Source organism: Type-C symbiont of Plautia stali, assembly GCF_059730935.1.
Map to the genome: position 1 here is coordinate 942,957 of NZ_AP035923.1, position 14,556 is coordinate 957,512.

13 protein-coding genes are annotated in these 14,556 nt (G+C 59.5%); 10 read left to right on the forward strand and 3 right to left on the reverse strand.

What is annotated here, in order from left to right:
• Positions 1–18 precede the first annotated feature (18 nt).
• A complete protein-coding gene (gene ppnN / locus AC6I7J_RS04240; protein ID WP_021507381.1) occupies positions 19–1,383 on the reverse strand; it encodes a nucleotide 5'-monophosphate nucleosidase PpnN in 1,365 nt (454 codons plus the stop codon).
• A 186-nt stretch (positions 1,384–1,569) separates the two neighbouring features.
• The gene (gene queF / locus AC6I7J_RS04245) at positions 1,570–2,415 is read right to left on the reverse strand and encodes an NADPH-dependent 7-cyano-7-deazaguanine reductase QueF (protein WP_021507380.1); all 846 of its coding nucleotides are present in this window, start codon (positions 2,413–2,415) and stop codon (positions 1,570–1,572) included.
• Between the two features lie 62 nt (positions 2,416–2,477).
• Here queF and syd point away from each other — a divergent pair, with 62 nt between their 5' ends.
• The 4 genes from syd (at position 2,478) to AC6I7J_RS04265 (ending at position 5,179) form a co-directional block, all read left to right on the forward strand.
• Entirely contained in the window at positions 2,478–3,026 is a 549-nt protein-coding gene (gene syd, locus AC6I7J_RS04250) for a SecY-interacting protein (protein WP_059010890.1), read from the forward strand.
• 588 nt (positions 3,027–3,614) lie between these two features.
• Positions 3,615–3,941 (forward strand): YqcC family protein, encoded by a 327-nt coding sequence (locus AC6I7J_RS04255; protein WP_058771608.1) that lies wholly within the window; start codon positions 3,615–3,617, stop codon positions 3,939–3,941.
• On the forward strand, positions 3,941–4,720 hold the full coding sequence (gene truC, locus AC6I7J_RS04260) for a tRNA pseudouridine(65) synthase TruC (protein ID WP_498006898.1): 780 nt from the start codon (positions 3,941–3,943) through the stop codon (positions 4,718–4,720). Before AC6I7J_RS04255 ends, truC begins: the two co-directional genes overlap by 1 nt.
• 12 nt (positions 4,721–4,732) lie before the next feature.
• Positions 4,733–5,179, forward strand: a complete 447-nt coding sequence (locus tag AC6I7J_RS04265) for a flavodoxin (RefSeq protein ID WP_021507375.1) — start codon at positions 4,733–4,735, stop codon at positions 5,177–5,179.
• A 134-nt stretch (positions 5,180–5,313) separates the two neighbouring features.
• Here the strand turns inward: AC6I7J_RS04265 and garD are convergent, their stop codons facing one another.
• Entirely contained in the window at positions 5,314–6,873 is a 1,560-nt protein-coding gene (gene garD / locus AC6I7J_RS04270; protein WP_264442048.1) for a galactarate dehydratase, read from the reverse strand.
• Positions 6,874–7,380: 507 nt separating this feature from the next.
• On the opposite strand from garD, the gene AC6I7J_RS04275 reads away from it, so the two are divergent.
• From AC6I7J_RS04275 to AC6I7J_RS04300, 6 genes are all read left to right on the forward strand, one after another.
• Entirely contained in the window at positions 7,381–8,727 is a 1,347-nt protein-coding gene (locus tag AC6I7J_RS04275; RefSeq protein WP_058771607.1) for an MFS transporter, read from the forward strand.
• 10 nt (positions 8,728–8,737) lie between these two features.
• Positions 8,738–10,084 carry an enolase C-terminal domain-like protein gene (locus AC6I7J_RS04280; protein ID WP_104094368.1) on the forward strand — a complete coding sequence of 449 codons (1,347 nt, stop codon included), beginning with the start codon at positions 8,738–8,740 and terminating at the stop codon, positions 10,082–10,084.
• A 10-nt stretch (positions 10,085–10,094) separates the two neighbouring features.
• Positions 10,095–11,426: a glucarate dehydratase gene (gene gudD, locus AC6I7J_RS04285; RefSeq protein ID WP_040679678.1), complete on the forward strand. Its 1,332-nt coding sequence runs from the start codon at positions 10,095–10,097 to the stop codon at positions 11,424–11,426.
• A 52-nt stretch (positions 11,427–11,478) separates the two neighbouring features.
• Entirely contained in the window at positions 11,479–12,246 is a 768-nt protein-coding gene (garL, locus tag AC6I7J_RS04290) for a 2-dehydro-3-deoxyglucarate aldolase (protein WP_136545562.1), read from the forward strand.
• Between the two features lie 19 nt (positions 12,247–12,265).
• Entirely contained in the window at positions 12,266–13,150 is an 885-nt protein-coding gene (gene garR, locus AC6I7J_RS04295; RefSeq protein ID WP_104189653.1) for a 2-hydroxy-3-oxopropionate reductase, read from the forward strand.
• 85 nt (positions 13,151–13,235) lie between these two features.
• Entirely contained in the window at positions 13,236–14,375 is a 1,140-nt protein-coding gene (locus AC6I7J_RS04300) for a glycerate kinase (protein ID WP_058757043.1), read from the forward strand.
• Positions 14,376–14,556 lie beyond the last annotated feature (181 nt).

Consider the following 14,556-nt stretch of genomic DNA (forward strand, 5'->3'; position numbering starts at 1 on the left):
GGCTGCCTTCCTGATGGGTTATTTGATGATTTCGTAGCAGGGGATGTAAGCGCTGCCGGGCAGCTTCATGCGCTGCTGCGCGACGAAGCCCTGCAGCAGTTCGTCCATACGGTGCATCAGATCGGCATCGCCTTGCAGCTGATACGGACCTTTTTCCCGGATTTCGCGGATCCCCATCTCTTTGACGTTACCGGCCACGATGCCCGAGAAGGCACGCCGCAGATCCGCCGCCAGTTTTTCTGCTGGCTGATTCGGGAACAGCTTGAGGTTGGCCATATTTTCGTGGGTTGGCAGGAACGGCACCTGCAGATCCGGCGCAATGCGAATCGACCAGTTAAAGCTGTAAGCATCGCCGGTTTCGCGGCGGTACTCTTTCACCTGCGGCATGGCTTTCTTCATCAGACGCGCCACTTCCGCAGCATCATCAATGATAATTTTGTAATGCCGGCGCGCAGCTTCACCCAGCGTATTAACGATGAAATCATCCAGCACGCGGAAGTAATCGGCGCTCTCTTTCGGCCCGGTGAGGATCAGCGGCAGCACCTGATCGCTGTTCTGCGGATTCATTAGAATGCCCAGCAGATACAATAGCTCTTCAGCTGTACCTACGCCGCCCGGGAAGATCACGATGCCGTGCGCGATGCGCACAAAGGCTTCCAGACGCTTTTCGATATCCGGCATGATGATCAGTTCATTCACCAGCGGGTTAGGTGGCTCCGCAGCGATGATCGACGGTTCGGTCAGGCCGATAAACCGGCTGTCGTGATAGCGCTGCTGTGCATGGCCTACCGCCGCCCCTTTCATCGGCGCTTCCATCACGCCCGGACCACAGCCGGTACAGATGTTCAGTTCGCGCAGGCCCATCTGCGTCCCGACATTGCGGCAATACTGATATTCGACCGCGTTGATGGAATGACCGCCCCAGCACACCACGGTGTTGGGATATTCGCCCACGTGCAGCGCGCGCGCGTTGCGCAGAATGGAGAACACCTGATTGGTGATGTGCGCGGAGTCGGTGACGTCCTGATTTTGTAAACGATCCGCCGCTGAGAGCTGACCGTTAACAAACAGAATATCGCGCAGTACGGCAAACAGGTTCGCCTGCAGCGAACGGATAATCCGGCCGTCAACAAACGCCTCTTCCGGCGGGTTGATCAGCTCCAGTTTCACGCCGCGCTCGCGGCGCAGCACGTTGATGTCAAAGTTTTCAAAGCGGGAAAGCAGTTCGTGGCTACTGTCGGTCTGGCTGCCGGAGTTGAGTACCGCCAGCGAGCAGTTACGAAACAGCTGGTAGAGATCGCTGCTGGCAGTGCGCTTCAGCATGTCGACTTCCAGCTGGGAGAGCAGATCCATTGAGCCAAGCGGGCTGATATGTGTAATCAAGAGAACTCCTTTACACGCAAATGCGTGACTGATGACGCTGCGCTTAACCCGTTGAGCGCAGTGACGAAAATCCTTCGGTAAGCACGCTGTCGCCCTCGCGCCTGTACCAGAGTACCGTTGTCGGCCGCGAATGCTCAAGTGGAACCGCGCATCCGTGCGGCGGCCTGCGAGACATCTCGCAATCTGTTACTGGCGCACCAGGCGGGAGTAGCCCGGCGTGAAGGGGACATTGCTGCGCCACGGATTGATATCCAGCCCGCCGCGCCGCGTGTAGCGCGCGTAGACGGTTAATGCTGCTGGCTGACAAAAGCGCTGAATATCGTTAAAAATACGCTCGACGCACTGCTCGTGAAACTCATTGTGCTGGCGGAACGAAATCAGATAGCGCAGCAGCGCTTCGCGATCGATACGCGGGCCCTGATAGCGAATCATTACCGAGCCCCAGTCCGGCTGATTGGTGATCAGACAGTTCGATTTCAGCAGATGGCTGACCAGCGTCTCTTCAACTACTTCGCTGCCCGTTGCGCTGGCGAGGTAATCAGCGTTAAAGCCGTAATCGCTGATGGTGATATCCTGCTCGTCGATGACATCGCCAGCGAAGTGCCCGATCGGCTGACCTTCCACTTCGCTCAGGCGAAACAGCGCCACGCTGACCTTGCCGTTAGCGCAGGCGCTGAGATCGCGCTCCAGCGTTTGCCGCACGGCGCCCCAGTCGGCGAAAATCGTCTGGTTAAAGCTGTTAAGATAGAGTTTGAAGCTTTTGGACTCGATCAGATTCACGCTGTCGGCGCTTAGCACCACTTCGCCGACCGCGACCTGCGGCACGCCTTTGCTGTTTAGCCAGGAGAGTTCATACAGCGTCCAGATATCTGCGCCGTGGAACGGCAGGTTATCGGGATAAAGCCCGAGCGGCTCGCGATTCAGGCTGCGCGGCACCGCCTGCAGCAGCGTGTTATCGTAGCGATCAACATACGCGGTGGGCTTACCTAAAGTCAGGCCGCTCAGCGCCGTATCCCGGTTTTCAGAAGACATAACGGTTACCACTAAAATCCATCAAAGGGAGTCAGTGTAACCGATCACCAGCGAGAAGATGAATGATGCAGCAAACCGCAGAGGCCCTGCGCGATTTTACCGCCCGTTATGTAGCGCACTGGCAGCAGCAGCACGGCCATTTTCCCGCCAGCGCAGAGCTGTACGGCGTGCCGTCGCCCTGCATCATCAGTGAATTGGATGAGCGCGTCCTGTGGCAGCCGCAGGACTTTACCCTGCCAGCCTCGCTGGCAGCCGTTGAGCGCGCGCTGGATATTCAGCTGCAGCCGGACCTCACCACGTTCTATACCACGCAATTTGCCGGCGACATGCATGCGCAGTTTGCGCAGCAGCCGCTGACGCTGCTGCAGGTGTGGAGCGAGGACGATTTTACCCGCCTGCAGGAGAACCTGATTGGTCATCTGGTGATGAAGCGCCGTCTGAAACAGAGCCCGACGCTGTTTATCGCCACTACAGATTCGGAGCAGGATGTTATCGCGGTGTGTAATCTGACCGGTGAGGTGATTGTGGAGCAGCCGGGAACGAAAAAACGGCAGAAACTGGCGGTGGATATTCAGACATTTCTTAATGCTTTACAACCGGTTAGTTCGTGAGTTGCAGACTTTTCTCGCAGCCTTTGTAAGAGATCTCTCACAACTGTTGTGCGAGATCGCCAGAACATTGCGCAGACTTCCGGAAGTCCGCAATGTAAAAATATTGTGAATCATGCAGTTATGGCATCAATCCGAAAATACAGACATGGCTTAATCGTTTAACAGCGCTTACTGACTTGTTATTGCGATGGTTTCTGCCAGAATAGTCACCACTGGCAGGAAGCCACGGATTGAGAGACGTTCAGGAGAATGTCAGCCAGGCGGCAGGAACGTAACCGAGTTTACGTCACAGGGAAGGCTTCAGGATGAAGCGGGACACTCCGGAGTGAGTAAAGGACACCTCCAGGATGGAGAATGAGAGCCACGCGGGATGTGGCGGGCCAGGATGCTAAGGACCAATGTCACGATGACAGGCGACGGAAAGCGCAGGAACAGTTGTCAAGGATGAGCAGGGAGCACAGCGGTGGCGGGAATGCTGCAAACGAACCGGGAGCACTGTAATCACAGTGCTCCCTTTTTTTATGCCGTTTTTGCGCGCGCACCCACTAATGATATGCTTGCCGCCCCTTTTTGACGCGGAGGTAGCGTATGTCGACGCACCTGATTATTCAGCGGCTGCAGCAGGTCGAAGCGGTGATGCGCGAACACGGCCACTGGCAGACGCACGCCCCGGCGGCGGAAGCCTTTAATAGCACGCAACCTTTCTGTCTCGATACCCTGCAGCCGCTCGAATGGCTGCAGTGGGTCCTGCTGCCGCGCATGCAGGCGCTGCTTGACGCCGGCGCCGCGCTGCCGCAAAACTTCGCCGTTACACCTTATTATGAGATGGCCCTGCCGCCCACCACGCCGGGCCATGCAGCGCTGCTGCTGACGCTCAGCCAGCTTGATGCGCTGTTTGCGCCGCCGGACGCCTGATGCTGGAGATCATTTATCAGGATGCATGGCTGGTTGCGGTAAATAAACCGGCGGGCTGGCTGGTGCACCGCAGCTGGCTCGATCGCAAAGAGAAAGTGGTGGTGATGCAGACGGTGCGCGATCAGATTGGTCAGCACGTATTTACCGCGCATCGCCTCGATCGTCCCACGTCTGGCGTGCTGCTAATGGGGCTCTCCAGCGAAATCGGGCGGCTGCTGGCGCAGCAGTTTGAGCAGCATCAGATACAGAAGACCTATCACGCAGTGGTGCGCGGCTGGCTGGACGGTAGCGCAACGCTGGATTATCCGCTGGTGGAAGAGCTGGATAAAATTGCGGACAAGTTTGTCACGGAACCGCGCGCGCAGCAGCCGGCGGTCACCGATTATCGCGCGCTGGCGCAGGCGGAACTGCCAGTGGCTATCGGTAAGTATCCCAGCACACGTTATACGCTGGTTGAGCTGTCGCCGCACACCGGGCGCAAGCATCAGCTGCGACGCCATATGGCGCACCTGCGTCATCCGATTATTGGTGACAGCTCGCACGGCGATCTGCGGCAGAACCGCGGTGCCGCAGCCCACTTTGGCATGGATCGACTGATGCTGCACGCCAGTGCGCTGACGCTAACGCATCCGGTGACCGGCGAACCGCTGGTGATTCGCGCCGGGCTGGATCGCGTCTGGCAGCAGATGCTGCAATCGTTTGGCTGGCAGCAGCAACTGTCCGAGGTGCCGAGGGTTGAGTTTGCCGCTGAGGCAGTCCAGGATAAGCCGACAGAATAAAGGAGCGGCAAAATGGCAAAGATTGGCATTTTTACAGGTACGGTGTACGGCAACGCGCTGCTGGTTGCCGAAGAGGCGCAGCCGGTGCTGGAAGCGCAGGGGCATGAGGTGAAGGTGTTTGAAGATCCGTCACTGGCCGACTGGCAGGCTTACAGCAAAGAGGTCGCGTTAATTGTTACCTCGACCACCGGGCAGGGCGATTTTCCGGACAATATCGCGCGGCTGTATGTGCAGGTGCGCGATGAACTGGGCTATCAGCCTGAGCTGCGCTATGGCGTGATCGCTTTAGGCGACAGCAGTTACGACCATTTCTGCGGGGCTGGAAAGACTTTTGATGCCACGCTGCAGGAGCAGCAGGCGCAGCGTATTGGCGAGGTGCTGCTGGTGGATGCGACGGAAAATCCGGAGCCCGAGTCAGTGACCACGCCGTGGGTGGAGAGCTGGGGTAAGCTGTTGTAGTTTGGCCTGGTTCACGCCCTCACCCTAACCCTCTCCCGCAGGCGGGAGAGGGAACAGCCTGTGCGCGGGGGGCTGCAGGGATGAAACTTAATGGTTCACCCGAACAGCTTCCTCTTCCTCCAGGTTTGCGCACATCACGTCACCGGTGCCGGATTGAATACTGCCAGCTGGTTACGTATTCCCCAGCGATCTGACCATGTCTGTTTACGCCCGCTGGCGATATCCAGAATCAGCTCAAACAGCCGCCAGCCGACCTGTTCAATACTCTCTTCGCCCGTCGCGATGGTGCCGGCATTGATGTCCATCAGGTCATGCCAGCGGTTCGCCAGCGCGCTGCGCGTCGCCATTTTGATCACCGGAATTGCCGCCAGACCGTAAGGCGTGCCGCGCCCGGTGGTGAACACCTGCAGCGTAATGCCGGAAGCCATCTGCTGGGTGCCACAGACAAAATCGCTGGCCGGCGTGGCGGCGTAAATCAACCCGCGCTGCGTCGGGCGCTGTCCGGGTGACAGCACTTCGACAATCGGGCTGCGGCCGGATTTGGCAATTGAGCCCAGCGCTTTTTCTACCACATTGGCCAGGCCGCCTTTTTTATTGCCCGGCGACGGATTCGCGCTGCGGTCGGTTTGCCCCTGGCTCAGATAATCGTCGTACCACGCCATCTCCTCCAGCAGCCGTTTGCCCACCGCTTCGTTTACCACACGCGGCGTCAGCAGATGGATCGCATCGCGTACCTCGGTCACTTCCGAGAACATCACCGTCGCACCACAGCGCACCAGCAGATCCGAGGCAAAGCCAACCGCCGGATTGGCCGTCACGCCGGAAAACGCATCACTGCCGCCGCACTGGGTGCCGACCACCAGCGCTGACGCCGGGCAGGTTTCGCGCTGACGCTGGTTGAGTTTTTTCAGATGGCGCTCGGCCACCTGCAGAATTTCATCGACCATCGCGCCAAAGCCCACGTGACGCTCATCCTGCAGGCGCACGATATCGCGCTCATCCAGCGAAATGGCCTGTACGTCCGGTGTACCGGTGAGCAGGCGCTCCGGCTGTAATTTCTCGCAGCCGAGGCTCACCACCATCACTTCGCCGCCAAAATTAGGATTCAGCGCAAGATTGTGAATGGTGCGAATCGGCACCACCGCCGCCGGTGCGTTGATCGCCACGCCGCAGCCATATAAATGGTTGAGCGCCACTACCCCATCGACGTTGCTGTAGCGCGGTAGCAAATCGCGCTCAATCAGCTGCACCACGTAATCCACCACGCCCGCCACGCAGTGCACGCTGGTGGTGATGCCGAGCAGATTGCGCGTGCCGACGCTGCCGTCGGCATTGCGATAGCCTTCAAAGGTGTAGCCGTCCAGCGGTGGCAGGGGCGGCGGCACGTTAGATGCCAGCGGCAGGCTGGCCAGCGGTGGGGCGGCGGGCAGCGCCACCAGCGACTCCTCAATCCAGCTGCCGCGCGCAATCGGGCGCAGCGCCGTACCAATCACTTCACCGTAACGCACGATGGCACCGTGCAGGGCGATATCGCTCAGCGCCACTTTGTGCCCCTGCGGCACATGCTCAGTCAGCTGCAGACCGTCATCAAAGCGGCTGCCTGCGGGCAATCCCTGATCGTTGACCACAATCGCCACGTTATCGGCGTCGTGCACTTTAATGTAGCGCGGTTTGTCTGTCAGAGGTCGGTTCATTGCTCACCTTCCGGTTCGTCGCACCGGTCATAGCGGTGCGGTTGAAATCACGTCCGTCACATCATCGTTATTTGCCAGCCTCAGTATAAGCAGGGGTATTGGCCCACGCATTGTGCAACTGACTGGCTTTGTGCCGCGATCGGCGCGCAGTTTGGTTCGTTTTACCAAACGCAAGTGAAGAGCCTCACAAAGCGTACGCTTGCTGTTCGCTTTTACAGCAATCTGGCGGCTGGATGGCGGGTTCCGTGAGCCACGCCGCAGCGTTATGGGCAAATGCCACAAAATTGTGCCGGATTGGGGATTATCCTCGGGCGTTCCTCCAGTGTTTCGCGGCGATGCTGTTCCTATACTGATTGCCGTTCTTCAACGTTTGGTTATTCGTCACGACGCAACATCGTTTTGCCATAACAACAATCGCCGTGTTTAACCCAAAATCATTCTGATACCCAACGCGATGTGTATGCAGTCAGAGTGAATGTAGCGTTCGCTATATTTCAGGAGTGCATCATGAATAGTTACAGCCAGACAGCGGCAGCGGTGCAGAAGCGCACCAACGCCCGTTACTGGATTGTGGTGATGTTATTTATCGTCACCTCGTTCAACTACGGTGACCGGGCCACCATTTCGATTGCCGGTTCGGCGATGTCGAAGGAGATCGGTCTCGATTCCGTCGGCCTCGGCTACATCTTCTCCGCCTTCTCGTGGGCGTACGTTATTGGTCAGATTCCTGGCGGCTGGCTGCTGGACCGCTTCGGCTCCAAACGGGTCTATTTCTGGAGCATCTTCCTGTGGTCGCTGTTTACCCTGCTGCAGGGCTTTGTCGACATCTTTAGCGGCTTCGGCATTGTGGTGTCGCTGTTCCTGCTGCGCTTCATGGTGGGACTGGCGGAAGCGCCGTCTTTCCCGGGTAACAGCCGTATTGTTGCTGCCTGGTTCCCGGCGCAGGAGCGCGGTACCGCCGTCGCCATCTTTAACTCCGCCCAGTACTTCGCCACGGTGATTTTCGCACCGATCATGGGCTGGCTGGTGGCCGAGGTGGGCTGGGCGCACGTGTTCTGGTTCATGGGCGGGCTGGGCATCATTCTCAGCTTTATCTGGCTGAAAGTAATTCATGACCCGAACGATCACCCTGGCGTGAACAAAGCCGAGCTGGAGTACATGGAGCAGGGCGGTGCGCTGATCAACATGGATGCGAAGAAAGCCGAGCGTAAAGTGAGCTGGGATGAGAAGTGGTTTCAAATCAAGCAACTGCTCTCCACCCGCATGATGTGGGGGATCTATCTCGGTCAGTACTGCGTTAACGCCCTGACCTACTTCTTTATTACCTGGTTCCCGGTGTATCTGGTGCAGGCGCGCGGCATGTCGATTCTTAAAGCCGGCATGATCGCCTCGATTCCCGCCATCTGCGGCTTCCTCGGCGGCGTGCTGGGCGGCGTGATTTCAGATTATCTGATGCGTAAAACCGGCTCGCTAAACATCGCGCGTAAAACCCCGATTGTCATCGGTATGCTGCTCTCCATCAGCATGGTGATGTGTAACTACACCGAAACCGAATGGGTAGTGGTGCTGTTTATGGCGCTGGCGTTCTTTGGTAAAGGCATTGGCGCGCTGGGCTGGGCGGTGATGGCCGATACCGCACCCAAAGAGATCAGCGGCCTGAGCGGCGGTCTGTTCAATATGTTCGGTAACTTCTCTGGCATCGTCACGCCGATTGCCATTGGTTACATCATCGCCACCAGCGGTTCGTTTGAAGGGGCGCTGATTTATGTCGGCATCCATGCGTTTGTGGCGGCGTTCAGCTTCCTGGTGATAACCGGCGATATCAAACGTGTCGAACTCAAACCCCGGTCATAAGGAACCGAATATGAATACGCAAAGTTCCCCGGTGATTACCGACATGCAGGTGGTTCCGGTGGCGGGTTACGACAGCATGCTGCTCAACATCGGCGGCGCGCACAGCGCCTGCTTCACCCGCAATATCGTGGTGCTGACCGACAGCGCCGGCCACACCGGCGTCGGCGAAGCGCCGGGCGGTGAAACCATCTATGAGACGCTGGTCGCGGCAATACCGCAGGTGAAAGGGCAGCAGGTGGCGCGCATGAACCGGCTGGTGCAACAGGTGCACAAAGGCAACCAGTCGGCGGATTTCGATACTTTCGGCAACGGCGCCTGGACGTTTGAGCTGCGGGTCAATGCGGTGGCGGCGCTGGAAGCGGCGCTGCTCGACCTGCTCGGCCAGTGCCTCGGCGTGCCAGTAGCCGAGCTGCTGGGGCCAGGTCAGCAGCGCGATGAGGTCACGGTGCTGGGCTACCTGTTTTACATTGGCGATCGGCGTAAAACTGATTTGCCGTATCAGAGCGGCGACGCGGCCGGTCACGACTGGTATCACCTGCGCCATCAGGAGGCGCTGACGCCGGACGCGGTGGTGCGCTTAGCCGAAGCGGCGCAGGACAGGTACGGCTTCAAAGATTTCAAACTGAAAGGCGGCGTGCTGCCGGGCGAGCAGGAGATTGCCTCGGCAGTGGCACTGAAGCAGCGTTTCCCGGACGCGCGCATCACCGTGGATCCCAACGGCGCCTGGCATCTGGATGAAGCCATCGCGCTGTGCAAAGGCCTGCACGAGGTGCTGACCTATGCCGAAGATCCGTGCGGTGCCGAGCAGGGATATTCCGGGCGCGAAGTCATGGCCGAGTTTCGCCGCGCCACCGGTCTGCCGGTCGCCACCAATATGATCGCCACCAACTGGCGGGAGATGAACCACGCGGTGATGCTCAACGCGGTCGATATTCCGCTGGCCGACCCGCACTTCTGGACGCTGAGCGGCGCGGTACGCGTGGCGCAGCTGTGTGATGAGTGGGGGCTGACCTGGGGCTGCCACTCCAATAATCACTTCGACATTTCGCTGGCGATGTTTACCCACGTCGGCGCAGCGGCACCGGGTAAACCGACCGCCATCGATACCCACTGGATTTGGCAGGAGGGCGACCAGCGTCTGACCAAAGAGCCGCTGCAGATCCGCAACGGCAAAATTGCCGTGCCGGACAAGCCCGGCCTCGGCGTTGAGCTGGACTGGGATCGCCTGCGCCAGGCTAACGCCCTGTATCAATCGCTGCCGGCAGGCGCACGTAATGACGCCACGGCAATGCAATATCTGGTTCCCGGATGGTCGTTCGACCGCAAGCGTCCGGCTTTTGGACGCCGCCATGCATAAGGAGCAGGAAATGAGTCACACCCCGAAAATTACAGCAATGCAGGTCATTCCGGTGGCCGGTTACGACAGCATGCTGCTGAATCTGAGCGGTGCCCACGCGCCGTTTTTTACCCGCAATATCGTGATTGTGAAAGATAACGCCGGCCACACGGGCGTGGGCGAGATCCCCGGCGGCGAGAAAATTCGTCAGACGCTGGAAGACGCGGCGGCGCTGGTAACCGGAAAAACCGTCGGCGAGTACAAAAATATCCTCACCCTGGTGCGCACCACCTTTGCCGATCGCGATGCAAGCGGGCGCGGCAATCAGACCTTTGACCTGCGCACCACCATTCACGTGGTGACCGGCATCGAAGCGGCGCTGCTGGATCTGCTCGGCCAGCATCTGGGCGTCAACGTGGCGTCGCTGCTGGGCGAAGGACAGCAGCGTGACCGCGTCGAGATGCTCGGCTACCTGTTTTACGTCGGCGATCGCCGCAAAACGTCACTGCCGTATCAGAGCCAGACCGATGATCCGTGCGACTGGTATCGCCTGCGGCATGAGGAAGCGCTGACGCCGGACGCGGTGGTGCGCCTGGCAGAAGCCGCCTACGAAAAATATGGCTTTAACGATTTCAAACTGAAAGGCGGCGTACTGCGCGGCGGTGAAGAGGCCGAAGCAGTAACCGCACTGGCGAAGCGTTTCCCGCAGGCGCGCGTGACGCTCGATCCCAACGGGGCCTGGTCGCTGAATGAGGCCATCCTGCTCGGTAAACAGCTGAAAGGCGTGCTGGCTTATGCAGAAGATCCGTGCGGCGCTGAACAGGGTTACTCCGGACGTGAAGTGATGGCCGAGTTCCGGCGCGCCACCGGTCTGCCTACCGCCACCAATATGATCGCCACCGACTGGCGTCAGATGGGCCACACGCTGTCGCTACAGTCGGTCGATATTCCATTGGCCGATCCGCACTTCTGGACCATGCAGGGCTCGGTGCGCGTGGCGCAGATGTGTCACGACTTCGGCCTGACCTGGGGTTCGCACTCCAACAACCATTTCGATGTTTCGCTGGCGATGTTCACCCATGTGGCCGCCGCCGCACCGGGCGCCATTACCGCCATCGACACCCACTGGATCTGGCAGGAGGGCAACCAGCGCCTGACCAAAGAGCCGTTGCAGATCAAGGGCGGCATGGTGCAGGTGCCGCAGAAGCCGGGTCTCGGTGTCGAACTGGACATGGATCAGGTGATGCAGGCCCATGCGCTGTATCAGCAGCATGGACTGGGCGCGCGCGACGATGCGCAGGCGATGCAGTTCCTCGTGCCGAACTGGACATTTGATAACAAGCGTCCGTGCCTGGTGCGCTGATTTTATTCCGCGCGCCCGCGGGCGGCGGTGCTAAATAACAGGAGTAGAGATCATGAGCAATGCCTGGCCCAACCCTTTTCGTCGTCGTTTGCTGGCAGGGGAAACCCTGATTGGCAGCTGGTGCGCCCTTGCCAATCCTCTCACCACGGAAGTGCTGGGGCTGGCGGGCTTTGACTGGCTGGTGCTGGACGGCGAACACGCGCCGAACGACATCACCACCTTTATTCCGCAGCTGATGGCGCTGAAAGGCAGCCCGAGCGCGCCGGTGGTGCGACCGCCGTGCAATGAGCCGATCATCATCAAGCGTCTGCTGGATATTGGCTTCTATAACTTCCTGATTCCGTTTGTGGAAACCGCAGAAGAGGCGGCGCGCGCGGTGGCATCGACCCGCTATCCGCCAGCCGGTATACGCGGCGTGTCGGTTTCGCATCGCAGCAATATGTACGGCACGCTGCCGGACTACAACGCCACCATCAATGACAACATCACCGTGCTGGTGCAAATCGAAACCCAGCAGGCGGTGGACAACATTGACGCCATCGCGGCGGTGGACGGCGTAGACGGCATCTTTGTCGGCCCGGGCGATCTGTCAGCGGCGCTGGGCTATCTTGGCCAGCCGGCGCATCCGGAAGTGCTGAAAGTCATCCGTTACATCCTTGAGCGTGCCAAAGCCGCCGGTAAGCCGAGCGGGATTCTGGCGCCGGTGGAGGCTGACGCACGCCGTTATCTCGAATGGGGTGCCAGCTTTGTTGCCGTCGGCAGCGATTTGGGTGTTTTCCGCCACGCCACGCAGGCGCTGTGCGACAAATTTAAGCAGTAACTGACGAAGGGGAAAGGCAATGAAAATTGGATTTATCGGCCTCGGCATCATGGGCAAACCGATGAGTAAAAACCTGGTGAAAGCCGGTTACACCCTGGTGGTGCGCGACCACAACGCCAGCAACGAAGCCGAACTGGTGGAGCTGGGTGCCACCGTGGCGAAAACGCCGAAAGAGCTGGCCGCGCAGGTTGATGTGGTGATCACCATGGTGCCGAACTCACCGCAGGTGAAAGAGGTGTGTCTGGGCGAGAACGGCATTATCGAAGGGGCGAAGCCGGGGCTGGTGGTGATCGACATGAGCTCCATCGCGCCGCTGGCCAGCCGCGAAGTGCATGATGTGCTGGCAGAAAAAGGCATCAGAATGCTGGATGCGCCGGTGAGCGGCGGTGAGCCAAAAGCGATTGAAGGCACGCTGTCGGTGATGGTCGGCGGCGATAAAGCGCTGTTTGATCAGTGCTACGATGTTCTTAAGGCGATGGCCGGTTCGGTGGTGCACACCGGCGATATCGGCGCGGGCAACGTCACTAAACTGGCCAACCAGGTGATTGTGGCGCTCAACATTGCCGCGATGTCAGAGGCGCTGTCGCTGGCCACCAAAGCCGGCGTCAATCCGGAACTGGTTTACCAGGCGATTCGCGGCGGTCTGGCGGGCAGCACCGTGCTGGATGCCAAAGCGCCCATGGTGCTGGATCGCAACTTTAAGCCTGGCTTCCGTATCGATTTGCATATCAAGGACTTAGCCAATGCGCTTGATACCTCACACGGCATTGGCGCACATCTGCCGCTGACCGCAGCGGTGATGGAGATGATGCAGGCGCTAAAAGTCGACGGGCAGGGTACGTCCGATCATAGCGCGCTGGCTTGCTATTATGAAAAATTAGCCAAAGTTGAGATCACCCGGTAGTGCCCGCGTCCGGTGTCTGCGGATGCCGGACGCTGTACTGCCTTAGCCAGACGGATTTCCGTCACCTACCGCGCTCGGATTGCCTATGAAAATTGTCATCGCACCGGATTCATACAAAGAGAGTTTGTCCGCCCTGGAAGTGGCTACCGCGATAGAAGCGGGATTTCGCGAAATTTTCCCCGCCGCTGACTATGTCAAAATACCGGTCGCCGACGGCGGAGAAGGCACGGTTGAAGCAATGGTGGCGGCAACCCAGGGCAACATCGTCAGACTGACGGTGACCGGGCCGCTCGGCGAGCCGGTCGACGCGTTTTACGGATTATCCGGTGATGCGCGTACTGCCTTTATTGAGATGGCGGCGGCCAGCGGGCTGGAGCTGGTGCCTGCGGCACAGCGCGATCCGCTGATCACCACTTCCTACGGTACCGGTGAACTGATCAAAAACGCGCTGGATCGCGGCGTCGATCACATCATCATCGGCATCGGCGGCAGCGCCACTAACGACGGCGGTGCCGGCATGGTACAGGCGCTCGGTGCCCGGCTGCTGGACAGCGACGGCAGCGGGATTGGCTACGGCGGCGGGGCACTGCCGCAGCTGGCGAAGATTGAGATCGCCGATCTGGATCCGCGCCTGCTGCAGTGCCGCATTGAAGTGGCGTGCGACGTGACCAATCCGCTGATTGGCGAAGAGGGGGCGTCGGCGATTTTTGGCCCGCAGAAGGGGGCAACGCCGCAGCTGGTGCAGCAGCTGGATGCCGCGCTCGGCCATTACGCCGCGATTATTCAGCGCGACCTGGATATTGATGTGCTGCACATCGCCGGCGGTGGCGCAGCCGGCGGCATGGGCGCGGCGCTGCATGCGTTTTGCCACGCGGAACTGCGGCGCGGCATTGAGATTGTCACCGAAGCGCTGGGGCTGGCGCAGCAGGTGCAGGATGCCGATCTGGTGATTACCGGTGAAGGGCGCATCGACAGTCAGTCAGTCAACGGCAAAGTGCCGGTTGGCGTGGCGCAGGTGGCGAAGCAGTTCAATAAGCCGGTGATCGGTATTGCCGGCAGCCTGACGGCGGATGTCGGTGTGGTGCATCAGCACGGGATCGACGCGGTGTACAGCGTGCTGTCGGGTATCTGTTCGCTGGAAGAGGCGCTGGCCAATGCCGCGCAGAATGTCCGCCTGACGGCAAGGAATGTTGCTGCCACGATTAAGGTGGGGCAGGGGTTATAAGGGGGAGGCGGTGCGGTTTTCCCCTCACCCCAGCCCTCTCCCGCAGGCGGGAGAGGGGGCTGATGGTGCACGGATTTGGATTTCGCGCTGTTCCTCTTCATCGCACCGCACGGTTCCCTCTCCCGCCGGGAGAGGGTTAGGGTGAGGGCCCAGCGCACAACCCAGAACGCACATCCCACAA